General features: G+C 40.5%; 19 protein-coding genes and 1 riboswitch. All 19 genes read right to left on the bottom strand.

What is annotated here, in order from left to right:
- Nucleotides 1–11: 11 nt before the first annotated feature.
- The gene (locus tag ACQKKO_RS01995) at nt 12–212 is read right to left on the bottom strand and encodes a DUF2768 domain-containing protein (RefSeq protein WP_203086737.1); all 201 of its coding nucleotides are present in this window, start codon (nt 210–212) and stop codon (nt 12–14) included.
- Nucleotides 213–387: 175 nt separating this feature from the next.
- Nucleotides 388–654 carry a stage VI sporulation protein F gene (locus ACQKKO_RS01990; RefSeq protein WP_498643831.1) on the bottom strand — a complete coding sequence of 89 codons (267 nt, stop codon included), beginning with the start codon at nt 652–654 and terminating at the stop codon, nt 388–390.
- An 82-nt stretch (nt 655–736) separates the two neighbouring features.
- Entirely contained in the window at nt 737–1,756 is a 1,020-nt protein-coding gene (locus ACQKKO_RS01985) for an NAD(P)H-dependent glycerol-3-phosphate dehydrogenase (protein ID WP_498643830.1), read from the bottom strand.
- 27 nt (nt 1,757–1,783) lie between these two features.
- Nucleotides 1,784–2,401, bottom strand: a complete 618-nt coding sequence (gene plsY, locus ACQKKO_RS01980; RefSeq protein WP_498643828.1) for a glycerol-3-phosphate 1-O-acyltransferase PlsY — start codon at nt 2,399–2,401, stop codon at nt 1,784–1,786.
- 27 nt (nt 2,402–2,428) lie between these two features.
- Nucleotides 2,429–3,745 (bottom strand): ribosome biogenesis GTPase Der, encoded by a 1,317-nt coding sequence (gene der / locus ACQKKO_RS01975; RefSeq protein WP_498643825.1) that lies wholly within the window; start codon nt 3,743–3,745, stop codon nt 2,429–2,431.
- A 172-nt stretch (nt 3,746–3,917) separates the two neighbouring features.
- Nucleotides 3,918–4,520: a YphA family membrane protein gene (locus ACQKKO_RS01970; protein WP_498643823.1), complete on the bottom strand. Its 603-nt coding sequence runs from the start codon at nt 4,518–4,520 to the stop codon at nt 3,918–3,920.
- Nucleotides 4,521–4,650: 130 nt separating this feature from the next.
- On the bottom strand, nt 4,651–5,802 hold the full coding sequence (gene rpsA, locus ACQKKO_RS01965) for a 30S ribosomal protein S1 (protein WP_498643821.1): 1,152 nt from the start codon (nt 5,800–5,802) through the stop codon (nt 4,651–4,653).
- Nucleotides 5,803–5,888: 86 nt separating this feature from the next.
- Nucleotides 5,889–6,482 (bottom strand): lysophospholipid acyltransferase family protein, encoded by a 594-nt coding sequence (locus ACQKKO_RS01960; RefSeq protein WP_498643819.1) that lies wholly within the window; start codon nt 6,480–6,482, stop codon nt 5,889–5,891.
- Nucleotides 6,483–7,157, bottom strand: coding sequence for a (d)CMP kinase (gene cmk, locus ACQKKO_RS01955; RefSeq protein ID WP_498643817.1), 675 nt, complete (start codon nt 7,155–7,157; stop codon nt 6,483–6,485).
- Nucleotides 7,158–7,286: 129 nt separating this feature from the next.
- Entirely contained in the window at nt 7,287–7,955 is a 669-nt protein-coding gene (locus ACQKKO_RS01950; RefSeq protein ID WP_498643815.1) for a flagellar brake protein, read from the bottom strand.
- A 137-nt stretch (nt 7,956–8,092) separates the two neighbouring features.
- Nucleotides 8,093–9,433, bottom strand: a complete 1,341-nt coding sequence (gene ypeB, locus ACQKKO_RS01945; RefSeq protein WP_498643813.1) for a germination protein YpeB — start codon at nt 9,431–9,433, stop codon at nt 8,093–8,095.
- 19 nt (nt 9,434–9,452) lie between these two features.
- Nucleotides 9,453–10,421, bottom strand: a complete 969-nt coding sequence (gene sleB, locus ACQKKO_RS01940; protein WP_498643811.1) for a spore cortex-lytic enzyme — start codon at nt 10,419–10,421, stop codon at nt 9,453–9,455.
- A gap of 151 nt (nt 10,422–10,572) precedes the next feature.
- Nucleotides 10,573–12,414, bottom strand: a complete 1,842-nt coding sequence (locus tag ACQKKO_RS01935) for a bifunctional homocysteine S-methyltransferase/methylenetetrahydrofolate reductase (RefSeq protein WP_498643809.1) — start codon at nt 12,412–12,414, stop codon at nt 10,573–10,575.
- 33 nt (nt 12,415–12,447) lie between these two features.
- Nucleotides 12,448–13,548 (bottom strand): methionine biosynthesis PLP-dependent protein, encoded by a 1,101-nt coding sequence (locus ACQKKO_RS01930; protein ID WP_498643808.1) that lies wholly within the window; start codon nt 13,546–13,548, stop codon nt 12,448–12,450.
- Between the two features lie 84 nt (nt 13,549–13,632).
- A riboswitch (SAM riboswitch) is annotated at nt 13,633–13,734 on the bottom strand.
- 66 nt (nt 13,735–13,800) lie between these two features.
- Nucleotides 13,801–13,965 (bottom strand): hypothetical protein, encoded by a 165-nt coding sequence (locus ACQKKO_RS01925; RefSeq protein ID WP_498643806.1) that lies wholly within the window; start codon nt 13,963–13,965, stop codon nt 13,801–13,803.
- Between the two features lie 3 nt (nt 13,966–13,968).
- Complete coding sequence (gene prsW, locus ACQKKO_RS01920) at nt 13,969–14,640, bottom strand: glutamic-type intramembrane protease PrsW (RefSeq protein ID WP_498643804.1); 672 nt, start codon at nt 14,638–14,640, stop codon at nt 13,969–13,971.
- A gap of 125 nt (nt 14,641–14,765) precedes the next feature.
- Nucleotides 14,766–15,725, bottom strand: a complete 960-nt coding sequence (locus ACQKKO_RS01915) for an asparaginase (RefSeq protein WP_498643802.1) — start codon at nt 15,723–15,725, stop codon at nt 14,766–14,768.
- The gene (locus tag ACQKKO_RS01910) at nt 15,722–16,714 is read right to left on the bottom strand and encodes a YpdA family putative bacillithiol disulfide reductase (RefSeq protein ID WP_498643800.1); all 993 of its coding nucleotides are present in this window, start codon (nt 16,712–16,714) and stop codon (nt 15,722–15,724) included. Before ACQKKO_RS01910 ends, ACQKKO_RS01915 begins: the two co-directional genes overlap by 4 nt.
- Nucleotides 16,715–16,862: 148 nt before the next feature.
- Nucleotides 16,863–18,125: a Glu/Leu/Phe/Val family dehydrogenase gene (locus ACQKKO_RS01905; RefSeq protein ID WP_498643798.1), complete on the bottom strand. Its 1,263-nt coding sequence runs from the start codon at nt 18,123–18,125 to the stop codon at nt 16,863–16,865.
- Nucleotides 18,126–18,370: the final 245 nt, after the last annotated feature.

Below are 18,370 nucleotides of genomic sequence, written 5' to 3'. Positions count from 1 at the left end.
GTATCTCCTCCTTAGCTTGACGTTGGTCCCCCTACTACAATATAGAAAACAATAATCCCTGAAACCATTAAACAAACAAACGAGATGGATAAAACAATCTTTTGGATAATCCCTTTTAGTTTTGTCCGACTAAACAATGCAAGTCCCGCAGATACAAACATCAAAATCATTCCGGCAAAAGAGATGTACATATGAAGCATAGCTTGAGACATCCTTTTCCTCCTCAATCGACTTCACTTAAGCTTGTCCACGTCAGTAATTAAATCGGAGAAAGTGGGGCCTTTCTCCGATTCATGACATAACCCTAATGTGTAAGCCCTATATTTGTGTTCCTTACAAGTATATGCACGACGCATAGAAGTGCACGAGCATATGCCTAACGGAGTGCTATTTTTTATTAAACATTTTTGAAAGGGAAGCAAAATCAGCAGGCACGTTGTTTTTTATAATTGCTTGAACAAGCTGATCTTCTTTTTCTTTTGTAACGGGCTTACCTGCAAGCTGAGAAACCTGGTGAATTAGCTGTCTTACTGTGGCTTCATCTTTTAAATTTGATTTACTTACAGAGTTTGCTAGTTTTAATAGTTCATCAGGTCGAACCTTCGTATTCTTTTGAATCTGATCAAAGAACGATGAATCTCGGTTTTGAGTCATGTGCTCTCTCCTCCTCCGTACGTAGTATCAACATATCGTATGCGTACGGAGAAAGATGGTGCATGTTAAATGCCTAGAAGCTTTAGTCCGTCAATTTTTCTTCCTCGTGCTTTTTCACTCGGCCCATTAACTCGCCGGCTGCATCTTCTGGCTTAACTCCGTTAAAGAGAACATGATAAATTGCACTTGTTATCGGCATCTCCACTTCAAAGCGGTTAGCCATTTCAAATGCGGCTTGAGTCGTTCTTACGCCTTCAACAGCCATGCCCATTTGTTCTAGCACATCATCAAGTGACAGACCTTGACCAATCAACCTGCCCGCGCGGAAATTTCTTGAATGAACACTAGTACACGTAACAATTAAATCACCTAGCCCTGACAAACCAGAGAAGGTAAGTGGATCCGCTCCAAGTTTTACACCCATACGGGTAATTTCAGCGAGTCCTCTAGTCATAATCGCGGCCTTTGTATTATCACCGTAGCCAAGTCCATTTGTTACTCCACATACAAGCGCAATAATGTTCTTTAATGCGCCTCCAAGCTCAACACCAACTAAGTCTGAGTGAGTGTAAACACGGAAATGCTGATTCATAAATAAATCTTGTGCATATTGAGCTGCCTCGAGATTCGTTGAAGAAACGGTAACAGTGGTAGGCTGACGTCGACTTACCTCTTCAGCATGGCTTGGCCCCGATAAGACAACAACGGAGTGAAAATGGCTATGACCATTCGCTTCTTCTTCAATCATCTCAGAGACTCTTTTCTGCGTTCCAGGCTCAATCCCTTTACTCACATGAATAATAGTAAGTGGACGGTTTGCAACAGCGAGAAGTCTCTTTGTTTCTTCGCGAATGGCTTTTACCGGAACGGCAAGCACAACTACTTCTACAGGTTGAACCGCTTCCTCTAGGCTTGTAAATCCAACCATACTGTTCGGGAGAGTAATCTCCGGTAAGTATTTTTCGTTCGTTTTCTTTGTGTTCATCTCTTCGATTTGTTCAGCACGTCTAGCCCACATTCGAACGTCGTGTCCGTTATCAGCTAAAACCATCCCAAGTGCTGTACCCCAGCTTCCAGATCCTACTACAGCAATCGTAGTCATATGAATCAACCCCTTATCTCACACGTTTTATGCACCTTTTTTAGATCCAAGTTTGTTTTCTGTACCTGTTGTTAATCGTTTAATATTTGTACGATGCTTCCAAAAAGATAAAAGTGCTACAGCTAATGTTAAATAAAAGAATTCAGTTGGAATCGAGAATACATCCATAAACAGCCATGTAGTAAGTGGAGTCAGTCCAACAAATAATAGAGATCCAAGGGAAACATAACGTGTAAAAACAATACTTAGGATCGCAATCACTCCCGCAGTAAGTGCAGGAATTAATACAAGAGTGGCAATAACACCGATTGTGGTTGCTACACCCTTTCCACCTCGAAAACCAAAGTAAATGGGCCAATTATGACCAAGTATTGCTGAGAGACCTGCTAATGCAGGTACCCACGCATTGCCTGCACCTAACCAAACGCCAATCCATACAGCAGCAACACCCTTTGCAATATCTAACACTAAGACGGAGATAGCTGGGCCTTTCCCCATCACTCTTAGTGTGTTTGTAGCCCCAGCATTCCCACTCCCCATTGTGCGAATATCTAGCTTTAGTAATTTACGACCAATGAGATAGCTAAAGCTAATAGACCCAAGTAAATAACCAATAAGTATGGAAACCAGAAGGCCTATTTCCATAAATGTTCTCCTCCCGTTGTCAAAACTTTAATCATTTTTCTTACGAGCGATGATCTTAACAGGTGTTCCCTCTAATTCAAACGTTGCACGTAAGCGATTTTCTAAGAAACGTTGGTACGAAAAATGCATCAATTCTGGTTCATTCACAAAGAAAACAAAGGTAGGTGGACCTACAGCTACTTGAGTAACGTAGTTAATCTTCAAGCGTTTCCCTTTATCCGTTGGCGTTGGATTCATCACAACAGCATCCATCACCATGTCATTTAATACATGAGTAGCAACTCGAAGCGTATGATTTTCTGCTACTTTGTTCACTAGCGGTAACAAATGCTGCATGCGCTGACGAGTTAAAGCAGATAAGAATAAAATAGGTGCATAGGTTAAGAAAAGGAACTCTTCGCGAATCTTGCGCTCAAAGTTTTGCATCGTTTTATCGTCTTTATTAAGGACCGCATCCCATTTATTTACGACAAACAGAATCGCCCGTCCTGCTTCATGAGCATACCCTGCAATCTTTTTATCCTGCTCAATAATGCCTTCTTCTGCATTTAGAACAACCAAAACAACATCTGCTCGCTCAATCGCCTTAAGTGCTCGTAGCACACTGTATTTCTCTGTGGTTTCGTATACTTTTCCACGCTTACGCATACCCGCTGTATCAATAACCACATAATCCTGATCATCTTTTGTAAATGGTGTATCAATGGCATCACGTGTTGTACCAGCAATATCACTCACGATCACTCGGTCTTCTCCAAGCATTCCATTCACAAGTGATGATTTACCAACATTTGGACGACCAATTAATGCAATACGGATCGTATCAGGATCATACTCTTCCTCATCTTGATCTGGAAAATGACTTTTCACCTCGTCTAATAAATCACCAAGACCAAGTCCGTGTGAACCAGAAATTCCAAACGGCTCTCCCATTCCTAAGGAATAAAATTCATATAACTGCTGTTGCATGTCCACGTTATCAATTTTATTCACCGCAAGAACGACAGGTTTTTTAGATCGGAACAACAGCTTAGCTACTTCCTGATCTGCATTAGTAATGCCCTCTCGTCCATTTACCATAAAGATAATCACATCAGATTCTTTAATGGCGAGTTCAGCCTGGGCACGCATTTGCACAAGCAATGGCTCGTCTCCAATTTCAATTCCGCCTGTATCGATCACCTGAAACTCTGTATCTAGCCATTCACCTTGACTATAAATACGATCACGAGTTACACCAGGAATGTCTTCCACAATCGCAATTCTTTCTCCAACAATACGATTAAAAATTGTAGATTTTCCGACGTTAGGACGCCCTACAATGGCCACGACTGGTTTAGTCACAGCGCCACAACCTTTCTCTAAAATGCTGCCCCCTTATGAAAAAAAGAGTACAGTCATTGTTCATACGAAAAAACGACACGAGCTTACACCCTTATAAGTGCATTCTTTGCCGTTTCTAACTTACTCATCTTACTAAATCTAACGGAGCTTGTCGACCCTATCAGAAAAGGTTTTATAGGCTCTCTGTTGTGCTTCGCCATTTCTCTGTCGCATCTTGAAGAAAACCGAGGATTTGTTTTAGGAGAATATGAATGCAGAGAATAACAAGACTTAGAGCCAATCCATCAAAAAACAATCCGTTCCCAATCTCAAAAAGTCCCCAGATCGTTGAAGTCACCAAATGTGATAAGACTTCCCCGTGAATCATTCCAAGTGTAACAACAGTCATCCGTAACAAAGAGTCTTTCATTAATAAAATGGATAAAAGAAAAAGAATACTAGCCATCATCCATTCCTTTTGAACAATCATAATAATGGGATCAAACATCGTCCACAATGAAAACCCTGCGTAGACAGCTGCTATGAACCATCCAAACATAAATGAGAGAAAAAGCTTTTTTCTAGCTTGTCTGTGAAACATCCAATAACAACCGAAAGCGAGCCAAATAAAACCTAAATTAATGGTTCCCTTTGCTAAAGGAATCTCTATGGCAAACATAATAATAAAAAGTAAAATAAAGCCCGCAATCAATATTCTTTTTTGGGACTTTGGCAGTAAGAATGTGACAATGATCCAAGCGACCCAGCTTAGCCAAAACATAAATAAACCTTCCATTTTGTTTCTCCCCCCTAGTTTCATAAGCTAGTATGGGCAGAAATGGTAGGCACTAAACCTCTGTAGAGTAGAAAAGCATAGAAAAATAGCGCACATACCAGTCGATATGCACGCCATTCCTTAGCAATGATTATTTATACTTTTTTAACTGATCGCCAATCATATCCGCTAATGAAAAACCACCAGAATCTTCTTCTCTTGATTTTTCATATTGAGCATAATCCTGACTACCATCTTCATCTTCAAGCAGCTCTCGTATACTCAAGGAAACACGTTTGTCTTCAGCACTTACTTCAAGTACTTTCACTTGTACGGTTTCACCTTCAGATAATACCTCACTAGGTGTACCAATGTGACGATTTGCAATTTGTGAAATATGGACAAGACCTTCGATACCTGCTGCAATTTCAACAAAGGCACCAAATGATACGAGTCGTTTAACTGTTCCGTCTACCACGTCACCTACAGAGAATTGCTCGGCTACTTTTTCCCACGGTCCCGGCTCTGTATCTTTAATAGATAGAGAGACACGCTCGCTGTTTGTATCAACTGAGAGAATTTTCACCCTAACACTCTGACCTTCAGAGACAATTTCAGATGGGGTTTCAACTCGATGATGCGCTAATTGAGATATATGCACCAGCCCATCTACACCACCTACATCAACAAAAGCACCGAAGTTCGTTAAGCGTTGAACGATTCCTTCAACTGTATCTCCAGCTTTTAATGAATCAAGGACCTGGCGCTTATTTGTTTCAACTTCTTCGTCAAGAACAGCACGTTGTGAAAGGATGAGCTTATTATGCTCACGATCAAGCTCCACAACTTTTAATCGAAGAGTCTGACCTTTATAGTCAGAGAAATCTTCAACAAAATGACGTTCAACAAGAGAGGCTGGAATGAATCCGCGAACGCCTACATCTACTACCAGTCCACCTTTTACAACATCAGCTACTTCAGCCTCAATAATTTCCCCTGAAGAATAGGCGTCTTGAAGTCGTTCCCATGCCTTTTCAGCCTGTACAGCTCGCTTAGAGAGGACCAACTCTTCATCAGTGACTTTTTGAATTTTGAGCTCCAGTTCATCATCAACTGCCAGAACATCGCCAACGGTTTCAATATGGAGGCTAGATAGTTCACTAATCGGTAAAATACCATCTACCTTAAAGCCTACATCAACAAAGGCTTGTTTATCTTCAACCTTCGTTACCTTCCCCGTCACAATGTCTCCTACAGAAAATGATTTCAGTTCTGATACTTCATTATTCATATCTTCAATCATTGACATTTGCCTCCTTCAGTACCCACTTAAGTACAGTGGTAATGAAACTATATTTATAAAAAGCTTTCAACTAAAGTGAAAGCATTTTAATCGTGAGGTTGGTTGTGCGTATCTAATAATGCTTGAATTTCACTCATAATCAGTTCTGTGACTTCACCGGAACTTGCTTTTGTTTCTCGGTGTTGTGCTAGATCCAACGGTTTTCCATACACTAACTTTAATCGTTTCCCACGCTTATATGTCCCAATAATGGCACATGGAATCACAACCGCATTGGTTTTTAATGCAAAGAACCCTGCACCAGCTAGCCCCTTACCAAGCTTTCCGTCTTTACTTCTTGTTCCTTCGGGAAACAATCCTAAAATCTCTTGCTCATTTAAATAATTCATTCCCTTACGTAAGGTTTGCTTATCAGCTCCTCCACGTTTGACCGGAAATGCTCCAAGCTTCGGTAACAATTGCTTTAAAATTGGTTTTTCAAAAAGCTCCTGCTTAGCCATATATCGTGTAGGACGCTTAATATAGGCTCCAAGAAACGGCGGATCAAAATTACTAATATGATTACAACAAAGTAACACTCCGCCGTGTTCAGGTATATTTTCTTTGCCTTCAATTTCAATCTTATAAAGTGTCGATAAATAAGTTCGACATACAAACTGACCAAATTGGTATAATCCCATTTAGCTTGTTCGCTCCTTCGCTAAATCAGTAATAGCTTGGGCAACTTCTGAAATGGATAGAGTCGTTGTATCAATTTCAATTGCATCTTCCGCTTTTTTTAGCGGAGCAAATGCTCTTGTTGAATCAAGTTCATCTCGCCTGGCAATATCAATCTTAAGCTGTTCGTAATCCGAAGGCATCCCTTTTTTTAACTGTTCTTCATGACGTCTACGCGCACGTTCTGATACAGAAGCAGTTAAAAACACTTTTAATTGTGCATTTGGAAGGACATAGGTTCCAATATCTCGACCATCTAACACGCTATGCGTTTTTTTCGCTAGCTGACGTTGACGCTCAACCATTTCAACACGCACAGCTTCCCAGCTTGAAACAAGTGACACATTCTGATTGACTTCAAGAGAGCGTATATCTTTTGACACATCTTCATCATTCAGAAGAACACTCGCTCCCTCATCATTTACAACTAATTGAATGCGGCAGTTACTAAGTAATTGGCTTAGATCACTCTCACTATTCATATTAACATCTTCTCTTAATGCCGCAAACGTTAACGCTCGATACATGGCTCCTGTGTCAATATACAGAAAACCTAATTCCTCTGAAACTAACTTTGCTACAGTGCTTTTTCCTGCACCAGCAGGCCCATCAATGGCAATATTCACCGAATCACTCATTTCTTACACCTCGTATTATTTCACAACACATATCAACTGTTCATACTTAATAAAACCCGCTATTTAAACGGATATCTTCTCTTTAAGTGTAGCATATATGCAGATAGTGGTCTAATGAAAATCCAGTCACTAAAGCTTCATTTTCTTTTTTTCCATTAGTTGTTTTTCAAAAATATAAGTCATTATTTTTTCTCGATCACGTTTAGCAAGTTGGAGAAATTCAAACGAAAGGCGTTCCTGTGAATGCTCGGTCGGCTGTATAATTCGGACAATATCGGCTTTCACTTGAAGATAATCAACTGTACCAGAAGGTCGATGTAATACTAAATAAAGCATAACCATCTCACCCGTAGGAGGGCACTGATAATTGCGTGGTAATGTGATGGCACAACCGCCACCGCTAATGTCGACCGTTGTTGAGGCAAATGGATAATAATCTGAATGGAATGGATGCACAGCAACGTCTGCCCTAGCAGAGATTCTGACATATTCCCTTCTTTGTAGCTTAATGATTTGATCAGGCAACGGTTGATTTAAAATTAAGACAGGGATCTCTGATTTCTTTCGTCCTAAAATTGTCGCTTCAAACGAATACACTACATTTTCTTTGGCTACCCACCATGCTTTAAATTGCGTACCATCGTAGAAAAATGCCGGTTTCTTTGTTGTTTCGTTGATAGGATAATCAATCATAATCCGTCCTTCTTCCAGATCAACCACTCGACAGCGATAAACCGGTACTGGCTTTTCCATTTCTTGATGCTTTGCCTCAAGATATAACGTCATTCCTACTTCCACACGTTCGCCATCCTCTCTCTATCTTTTTCCTTTTATTATCGCATGATCTGACAAAATGGCAAGATGTGAAACAAATATCCCAATGCAAAAATGAAGGACCTAAAAGCAACAATCTTCGCTCTTAGGTCCTACTCTACTCATTGAAAAACAGGCTCTGATTGAATGAGGCGTTCTACTTTTTCTTCCTGCCCATCTTCAGCGCTAATGAAGATACGATACGTATCATCATCTAGTACACCAAGGAATTCATAACAAAGAACTTCTTCATTAATATTGTTCTTGATGATTCCAAGGTGTTCTTCCATAATTTTCACTTTTGGATTTACTTTTGTTTGAGCTTCTTCACGACTTAATTTCGGCTTAACAAGATCACGGTTCTCTTTATGGTTAATGATGTAACCTTTTGATTCGTAGCTGACTACATCTCCGTTATCTAATGCTACGCCAATAAGAATCGAATCTGGATAGATTCTGACATCGTCTTGTTTGTACACATATTCAAAGACACCGACTGTATCATACTGTGTACTATCAATTAACTCCATGTTCTCTTTTCCATGTTGCTCTAAGAAATTACTCGCCTTCTCAGTCGCTTCGTTCAGTCCAATTGTTTGTTCACCCATCTCCCGTTCTTGCATAAACCAAATGGGCTCTCCCCCATTTATGCTTATATCCATATAATAGTTGGCTTTATGATCTGGATCGTCAATAACAAGAGTATAAGCCGGATATTCTAACCCTTTTCCAGTCTCAGTTATGTCAACATTTGATTCTTTTCCAACACCAGCATAGCTTCTGCCGATATCCTGTGCTTCTTTCTCACTCACTTCTTTACCTGTTAACGCCTTTTTAAGCTCACCGTTAATATTTCGAATGGAGTCCTTACTTGCACCCCAATCGACTTCACTGAATCCTTCTACTGACTTGTTCATCAATTCAAATTGACCAGGAACGCTTTCTTCGCCTTGCGGAGCATTTTCATTCGCACTTTCGTCCACCCAACGATGCTTGTTGTTCATCGCCTGCGCTTGCAGACTACGCATGCTTTGGCGGATTTCCCCCGCATGCTTATGAAGATCCGTTAACGTCTGATATTCCTTTTCCGTTAATGGTTCTTTATCCAAATCACGAACAGATGTCCGGTAGCTAAAGTCACCTATTTTATAAAGAAATTCTTCCGTGTCACTCGTTTTTACGTTTTGCATAGGGAGCTGTGCTAAATTTTTCTGAGCAAGACTTGTTACACGCCATACCTCAGCTAGTGATGGTGTTAACTGTCTTCTTGTATTCATCGCAAGTGTTTTTCCTAGTTCGTCCTCGATTTGATCAAGGTTAAAGGTTAAATCATGAAATGCTCGTTGGTAGTTGTTCTCTGCCTGAATTCTAAGTTCGTCGCCCTCTGACTTCTGTTGGTAGCCCCATACGCCCGTTCCAATAACGGCTGCGACAGCTACTCCAATAAGTATATTACGTATCAAATCCTCACACCTCCATTAACTAATAACAAAAGATATGCTTCCCTATCTGTTTAATTTGTTCACGTGACCAGATCCAATCAGATGTAGCAGTTTCCGGATTAAAGTAATAAATCGCGTTTCCAGTTGGATCTTGACCATTTAATGCATCAATGACTGCTTTTTTAGCTTGTTCATTAGGCTCATTGTAGATTTGACCATCAGCTACTGCTGTAAAAGCTCTTGGTTCAAAGATCACTTCAGAGACTGTGTTCGGGAATGTTGCACTGTTAATTCGGTTTACAATTACAGCAGCCACAGCCACTTGACCAACATAAGGCTCTCCACGCGCTTCACCATAAACAGCTTGCGCCATTAAACGGATATCATTATCCGAATATCCTGAGGGAACATTATTCGCTTTTTCGATTGTCGGCTGGTTGTTCTCAGGCTTTTGAGGTTGCTCATCCCCACCTCTTCCTTCAATTGTGGTGCCTCCGCCTTGTTTTTTAGGAGCTTGTGCTTGACCGTCATTTCCGCTCGACCCTTTGTTACCAGTTCCACCTTTGCTAGAACCACTTTTGGAACCACCCTTCGCACTTCCTTTAGGGCCTTGCTGCTTCTCTTTTGGTGTTCCACCATAATGCGAGAATTTTCTTCCTTCTTTTAATGCATTTTGAACAAAGCCTTCATCATACTTTGTTGCTTTTTCTAGCCTCGTTTTCATCTTGTCGCCGACTAGTCCATCCACATCCATACCAAATTGCTCTTGGAAATTACGAACGGCCCAATATGTGCCCCATCCATACACTCCATCAATTTTTCCCGTATAAAAACCGTTGTACTGCAGCCGTGCTTGAAGCTCTACTACATCATCCCCGGTTGCTCCTTTTTGGACCACTCGCTCTGAGAAGGCAAGGGCATCTTCTGAGATGACGAAAGGTAAGCAAAGTGCTGCTATGAGAGTTAATAAAATACTTTTAGTAAGCACTGTTCGCTTTAACTTGCTCATTTGTTTTTTCCCTCCTATTACATTTATCCGCTAAATATTTCTGCGTGCGTTTAGTCTTTGTTGGAAAAAAGGTTTTATTCATTTGTTTTTAAAAGACAACATTTAAACAAAAAAATGGATGCTCCGATTATGGAACATCCGTCTTACAAGTTTAGTTTGATTGTTTGATTACATTTGTTCGTTCTTTAATATATTCTGATAACGTAACGGTTAAGTCATAATGCATGAACGGTGTAATTAAATAAATACCGTTAAACCATTCACAAGCCGCATCCACGAGCTCTTTTGCAATCGCCAGCCCTTCTCGTTTTGAAGATTCTGAATCTCCTTCGTGTGTTGCCATCACTTCTCGAATGCCTGAGGTAAGTTTAATACCAGGCACTTCGTTATGAAGAAACTCAGCATTTCTAGAGCTAACTATTGGCATAATACCTATATAAATCGGTTGCTCTAGATGTTTTGTTTCATCATAAATGGCTTTAAGCTGATTGATGTCGTAGACCGGCTGACTCATAAAATAGTCAGCGCCACTTTCAATTTTCTTTTCTAATCGTTTAACGGCTTTATCAATGTATTTCACATTCGGATTAAAGGCCGCACCCACTGTAAAGTCAGCTTTCTCTCCTAGCTCTTTCCCCGAGAAAGATATGCCTTCATTTAACTGCTTAATCATGGATATTAATTGATAAGACGCTAGGTCGTAAACCGAACTTGCACCAGGGAAGTCACCAATTTTTGTAGGATCTCCTGTAATCGTTAATACATCATGTAGTCCTAACGTGTGTAAGCCCATAAGATGCGATTGTAAGCCGATTAAATTCCTGTCACGGCAAGTTAAGTGGACAAGAGGTCTTGCTCCAATTTGTTCTTTTACCATCGTGCCAAGTGCTAGATTATCCACTCTCGGTGAAGCAAGTGAATTATCTGCAAGAGTTAATGCATCTATACCTGCTTCTTTTAATGCTTTTGCACCTTGCATAAACTTAGAAACATTTAACTTTTTAGGAGGATCTAATTCGACAATGATGGAAGAGCGTTTCTTTACAATCTCTGTTAACTTCTCTTCCTTACGAGCCGGACGATCTGTTATAAGCGGCTGACGAATAGCGACTTTAAGCTTTTTTTCATACACTGGCATACGCCCGCTTGCGGCATTCGCGATCGCTTTAATATGTTCAGGCCTTGTTCCACAGCAACCGCCGATTAGACGAACTCCTTGATCGATAAATTTGTCCGTCATTGTTGCAAAGTACTCAGGATTAGACGAGTAGAAGAATCGCCCATCCCGGTAATCAGGTAAACTGGCATTTGGATATACTGCCAGTACATGATCAGTTGGAATTGGAATCTCTTCAAAGGACCTGAGCATATGGGCTGGCCCCATTCGGCAATTTAATCCAACAATGTCTGCACCAGCGGACATTAATTGTTCAAATGCTGTGGCAGCATGTATGCCTCCACTCATAACCCCAATATCTCCTAAGCTAATGTTCATAATAACCGGAAGGGAGCTATGCTTTTTAGCAATAGACGTAACAAGTAATGCTTCTTCTAAATCATAAAACGTTTCAAATAAGAAGCCATCGACTCCTTCATCAATTAAAACAATGATTTGTTCGGTCAACGCATCTTCAATTTCACTAATTGTAGATTCTTCCATTTGAAAACGCCGGATACCACCAACCGTGCCAACAACAAACGCCCGGTTTTCTGCCGCTTGCTTTGCTAACGCCACCGCTCGTCGGTTTATTTCCCCAGTTTTATCTGCTAACCCATATTTGCCAAGCTTAAGTCGATTTGCAGCGTATGTGTTTGTCTGGATGACGTCAGCTCCTGCGAGAAGATATTCCGTATGAATGGCGATGATTTCTTCTGGGTGACTGAGATTTACCTCTTCAAAGCATTGTTGTTCGATTCCGCGTTCATACAAGAGCGTTCCCATCGCTCCGTCACCTACTAATACATCCTGTTTAAGACGCTCTAACAACCCCACTTAAATCTCCTCCCACTTTATTACTGAGTCTAGTTACAACTTGGAAAACGCTTGTTTTAAGTCTTCTATTAAATCCTCAGCTCGTTCAATTCCAACAGAGAATCGAAGTAAACGATTATCAACGCCATTCGCAATTCTCACTTCTTCTGGAATATCAGCGTGAGTTTGCGTTGCCGGATAGGTCATTAAGCTTTCAACGCCTCCCAGGCTTTCTGCGAATGAAATCAACGCAAGATTTTGAAGAATCGGATTAATCCACGCCTCACTACCGACTCTAAAGGAAATCATTCCACCTCTTCCAGGGTAGAGAACATCTTCTACAACATTTGATTCTTCTAAAAAGCTAACTAATTCTTTTGCATTTTGCTCATGCTTTTCCATACGTAATGCTAAAGTTTTCATCCCACGAATTACAAGCCATGAATCAAAAGCTGATAATGTTGCACCAATTCCATTATGAAAATATCCAATTTTTTCTGAAAGCTCTTTGCCTTTTGACACAATTAATCCTGCTATGACATCATTGTGACCACTTATGTACTTGGACGCACTATGAATGACAATATCGGCTCCGAGTTTAATAGGTTGCTGAATGATCGGCGTGTAAAACGTATTGTCCACGATCAGAAGCAGATGATATTTTTCTGCTAGCTTGGCTAATTCAGGAATCGATGCTTCTTGCATAAGTGGATTTGTTGGCGTTTCAATAAATAACGCTTTTGTTTTAGCTGTTATCGCCTCTTCAAATGTTTCTAAATTACGCGGATCAGAATAATGGAACGTAATGCCCCAATGATTCCAGCCTTCTTCAAACAAACGATAAGTGCCGCCGTATAGGTCCTTTGAAGCAACAATTTCATCCCCACTTTTAAAAATAGATAAAACCGTTTGAACTGCGGCCATTCCTGAACTGCATGCAAAGCCTTGATCTCCTACCTCTAGCTCCGCAATGGCTTGTTCTAATATTTCTCTAGTGGGATTCCCTGTTCTTGCATAATCATAGCCAGTCGATTCTCCTATCCCAGTATGTCTATATGCAGTGGAAAAGTAGACAGGTGCGTTCACAGCCCCCGTTCGATTGTCTTTTCGGTTTCCTATTTGCACTAATTTTGTTTCTAACGCTTTTTCACTCATGGTTGTCCCCCCAGGTTTCATTTAAAAGAAAAAAGCGCCTTTCTCAAACATAAGAGAAAGGCGCTTATTGATCATATAAGCTTTCTCTTATCTTAGCAGAATAAACTGCCGGATTTAGCACCTTGCCTATTGAGGCTGGTTGCTGAGACTTCGCAGGGCCTTTCCCTCCATCTCTCTTGATAAGAATACATGTTAAATTATGAATATTCACTTAAACATACAGGATATATGTTTAAAACGCAAGTATTAAATTTATGTTTCTAATGTGGCTTCAATCTTAAGTTGATCTTCATTGCCACATACACAGCGTTTGAATCCTGTTTCATATTCTCCAAACTCATTTTTATGACCTCGAAGAATGTATTTTTCCTTGCACAGTGGGCAACGGATCACAACTTTATAGCGTTCGCCTTGCATGATTTAATTCCTCCTTATTCGTGGTGAGTGTTGATCAAGCCTCCGAGCGAGTTTCATTTTGTAGATAGCGAAAGCCCATAGCATCAGCATAAAAGGAATTAATCCAAAAAACACATAATGATTAAACAAATAGACAATGTAGTCATATAAACTATGTAATAACACAGGGATCCACAATGAATAGGTCAGAAACTTTTTTTTATTGTCTGGTGAGAGCTTTGCATGACTTAGATAATACCCCATTATAATTCCAAAAAGAGCATGACTCGAGACTGGTAACAACGCTCGTCCGACCGCCGTCTCAATACCGTGCGCAATTAAATAGAGGATATTTTCCATGGTAGCAAAGCCAAGCGACAACGATACGCCGTACACAATCCCATCATTACGCCTGTTAATGGTTCCTAATTGATAGGCAAAAATGTAGAGCACAAACCATTTAAAGAACTCTTCAGTAAAGCCGTACAGAATTAACGCCTGTTGCCATTCATATGGAAAAACATTCTCTTCAATAAATGCAAACTGTAAAACCATTACCGGAAACACTAACAAGAACCCCATCAAAAAGGTTCGAATAATGGTTCCATAGATTGCACGACGGTAATCTGTCTTAAGATAAAAGTAAGTTAGCAGTCCGATTGCAGGTGCTATTGCAGCCGTTAGCAACGAAAACATCTACGACCTGCCTTTCCGACGTACAGTTTACCCACTTGCCAAATCCTTCATCAAGGGAGGTGCTGTTCATCGCATTCAGTAAATCCATTATATTCCTCTGTCTCCAACTTGACAAGAAAAAGCCATTAACTTAAGAAACCCTGTGCTATATCCGCGCGAGCGGCTAGCAGTACCATCGTTTTAATACGTGCCTTTTTACTATCATAATCAGAACCTAATATCACGCCACGTTGCTCTAAATCATGGGCACTACCCGCATACTCATAGGTTGGATAGACCTTTCCTTCTTCAGATGAGGTAGTCATAATAATGTGTTTACCCTGTTTTAGTGCCTGATCTAACATAGGTACGAGGCTCGGAGGTACCTGTCCACGACCAACACCTTCAAGTACAATCGCATCAGAATGGGTTACAACACTTTCTAAAATGGAAGCGTCCATTCCTAAATAGATTTTCAAAATAGAGACCTTTGGCAACACATCTTGAATCGCGTATGTATGACGGTTTAACGGCTTCTGATATAAGAAGATCGTATCATTATCGATAATACCTAAATAACCGAATCCAAAAGCATTAAACCCTTGAATATTTGATGCATGCTCTTTTTTAACATACCGGGCAGCAAAAAGACGTTCATTAAACACCACAACTGTACCTACACCTCGAAGTGATTCATGACAAGCAGCATAAATGGCGTGGCGTAAATTAATAAAAGCGTCACTTCCTAACTGTTCCGGACCACGTTGTGAGCCTGTCACAATAACCGGTCGCTCGTCTTCTATAACTAAATCAAGGAAATATGCAGTTTCCTCTAATGTATCCGTTCCATGCGTGACCACAACTCCCGAGACCTCTTCATCCAGAAAGGCATCTTCAATTTCTTTTTTAAGCTCAAGCCAGTCGTCTAATGTAATATGAACACTAGGCTTTTGAAGCATTGAACGGACCGTAACATGAATATCACTTGGCAGGTCGCACAAATTAGCAAGCTCCTCACCTGTTAGTTCACCCGCTACTAATTTACCTGCTTCGTTCTCCGTACTTGCGATCGTACCACCTGTTGTTAGTAACACAACCTTTTTCATTCAGTCATCTCCTTTTGATTGGCACGAATGTCTTCAATTCTTGATGCAATGCCTTTGCCGTGCCAACGCCCATTTTCAATAAAGATTTCATTGGCATTGTTCCCTGCCGCAATTACGCCAGCAATAAATAGTCCCTCCACATTTGTTTCATACGTATCCTGATCAAATGTCGGTCTACCTGTTTCATTATCAACCATTACACCCATACTTTTAATGAACTGATGATCTGGATGGTAACCTGTCATTGCAAACACGTAATCTGCCTTAATCGATTTAGACTCACCTGAAACGGAATAATGAACAGAGTCCGCAGTTATTTGATGAACTTCCGCATTAAATTCAAGATGTATTTTTTGGTTCTTTACGAGCGAAACGTACTCTGGCAAGATCCAAGGCTTCACACTTGACGAATAATCATTTCCACGGTAAAGGGCCGTTACATTGGCACCTGCTTTTTCTAATTCAAGCGCTGCATCTATGGCGGAGTTCTTTCCACCTATTACTACAACGTTTTGTCTGTAATATGGGTGCGCTTCTTTAAAATAATGAAAGACATGAGCTAAGTCCTCCCCTTCAATATTCATATAATTAGGTGAGTTATAGTACCCTGTTGCAATAATGACAAAGGACGCCACGTACGTTTGTTTCTCAGTTGTGACGACAAATGTGCCATCCTCTTGCTTATCAACGTTTAACACGGCCTCACGTGATTGAATTCGTAAGTTTTTTCTCTCTGCTACACTTCGATAATAAACAAGCGCTTGATTCCGATGAGGTTTCCGTTCTTCGGTTACAAAAGCCACATCTCCAATTTCAAGCTTCTCACTTGTACTAAAAAAGGTTTGATGAGTTGGGTACTTATAAATCGAACTGACAATATGATCCTTTTCAATAATAAGTGGTTCAATGCCTTTGTCCTGACAGGCAATGGCTGCCGCTAATCCACATGGCCCTCCACCAATGATGATCACTTCTTCCTTTGTTCTCAAACCAATCACACTCCAATCCTGCTTTTGCTTCCTTATTATGCCGCATTTTAGACAGAAAAAGTATAGCATACTCGCTTGCACTCATGCAGGTTTCACGAATCATAAAAAAAGCAGTGAAATCATCGATTTCACTGCTTGATCAATAAACTTATACCCAGCCTCTAAATCTAGAAGCTTCGGCCATTTTTCTTACGCCAATCATATAGGCTGCTAATCTCATATTAACCTTCCGTGACTTAGAAAGCTGATAGATATTATTAAATGCGCCTTTAATCATGATTTCAAGCTTTCTTTCCACTTCATCATCTGTCCAATAATACCCTTGATTATTTTGAACCCATTCAAAGTAAGAAACCGTCACACCTCCAGAGCTAGCTAGTACATCTGGCACTAAAAGAACGCCTCGTTCAGCCAGTATCTCTGTCGCTTCCATTGTTGTTGGTCCATTTGCTGCTTCAACAATAATAGACGCTTTTATTTGATCTGCATTTTCGTTTGTAATTTGATTTTCAATAGCTGCCGGAACAAGAATGTCACAATCAAGTTCAAGTAGCTCTTCGTTTGTAATCGTGTTTTTAAATAGCTTTGTCACTGTACCAAAGCTGTCCCTGCGATCTAATAAATAATCCACATCTAATCCATCAGGTTCGTATAGAGCACCGTATGCATCACCAATCCCAACAATTTTTGCACCAGCGTCATGCAAAAACTTAGCAAGGAAACTACCAGCATTGCCGAATCCCTGAATTACGACTCTAGCATCTGTTAGCTCAATTCCTGCTTTTTTACAGGCTTCGTTAATACAGATGGTGACTCCTCTTGCTGTTGCTGATTCTCTACCATGTGAACCACCAAGAACCAGTGGCTTACCAGTAATAAAATTTGGTGAATCAAATTCACGGATTTTACTGTACTCGTCTAACATCCACGCCATAATCTGTGAATTCGTAAATACATCTGGAGCTGGTATGTCTTTTGTTGGACCTACAACCTGACTAATTGCTCGTACATACCCTCGACTTAACCGTTCAAGCTCACGGAAAGACATCTCACGTGGATCACATACAATCCCGCCTTTTCCGCCACCATACGGAAGATCAACAATCCCAGATTTCAAACTCATCCAAATCGAAAGTGCTTTTACTTCACGCTCGGTCACGTCAGGATGAAACCTTACGCCACCTTTTGTTGGACCTACTGAGTCATTATGCTGAGCTCTATATCCAGTAAAGATTTTGGTAGAACCATCATCCATACGAATTGGAATTCGAACCGTAAGCATACGTAATGGTTCACTTAATAACTCATACATTTCAATAGGGTACCCTAGCTTCGTAAGCGCTTGTTTAATTACTGTTTGAGTCGATCCTAGTACATCAAGCTGATCAATCTGTTTGTCATAATCATCCATTTCTTTCACCTCTGAGCTGTGTATCGCTTGCGTATCTTTCTACCAAGCAAGCCTCTCCCCTTAACTATAATGAACAATGTGTTAGATTTCCACCATTTTAGGGTTTTTTTCTAGATAATCTATCAAAAGAATGTTCGACAGTTTTATTAGATCGAGTAGGAGGATAATCATTAATTGATTATCCGACCTCTCACACCACCGTACGTACGGTTCCGTATACGGCGGTTCAATATCTTGCGTACGCA

The sequence above is a fragment of the Alkalihalobacillus sp. NPDC127517 genome (genome assembly GCF_050276055.1).
Lineage (GTDB): Bacteria > Bacillota > Bacilli > Bacillales > Bacillaceae_D > Alkalicoccobacillus.
Note: the sequence above shows the minus strand (reverse complement) of the source record. Positions and strands in the feature narration are given on the sequence as shown.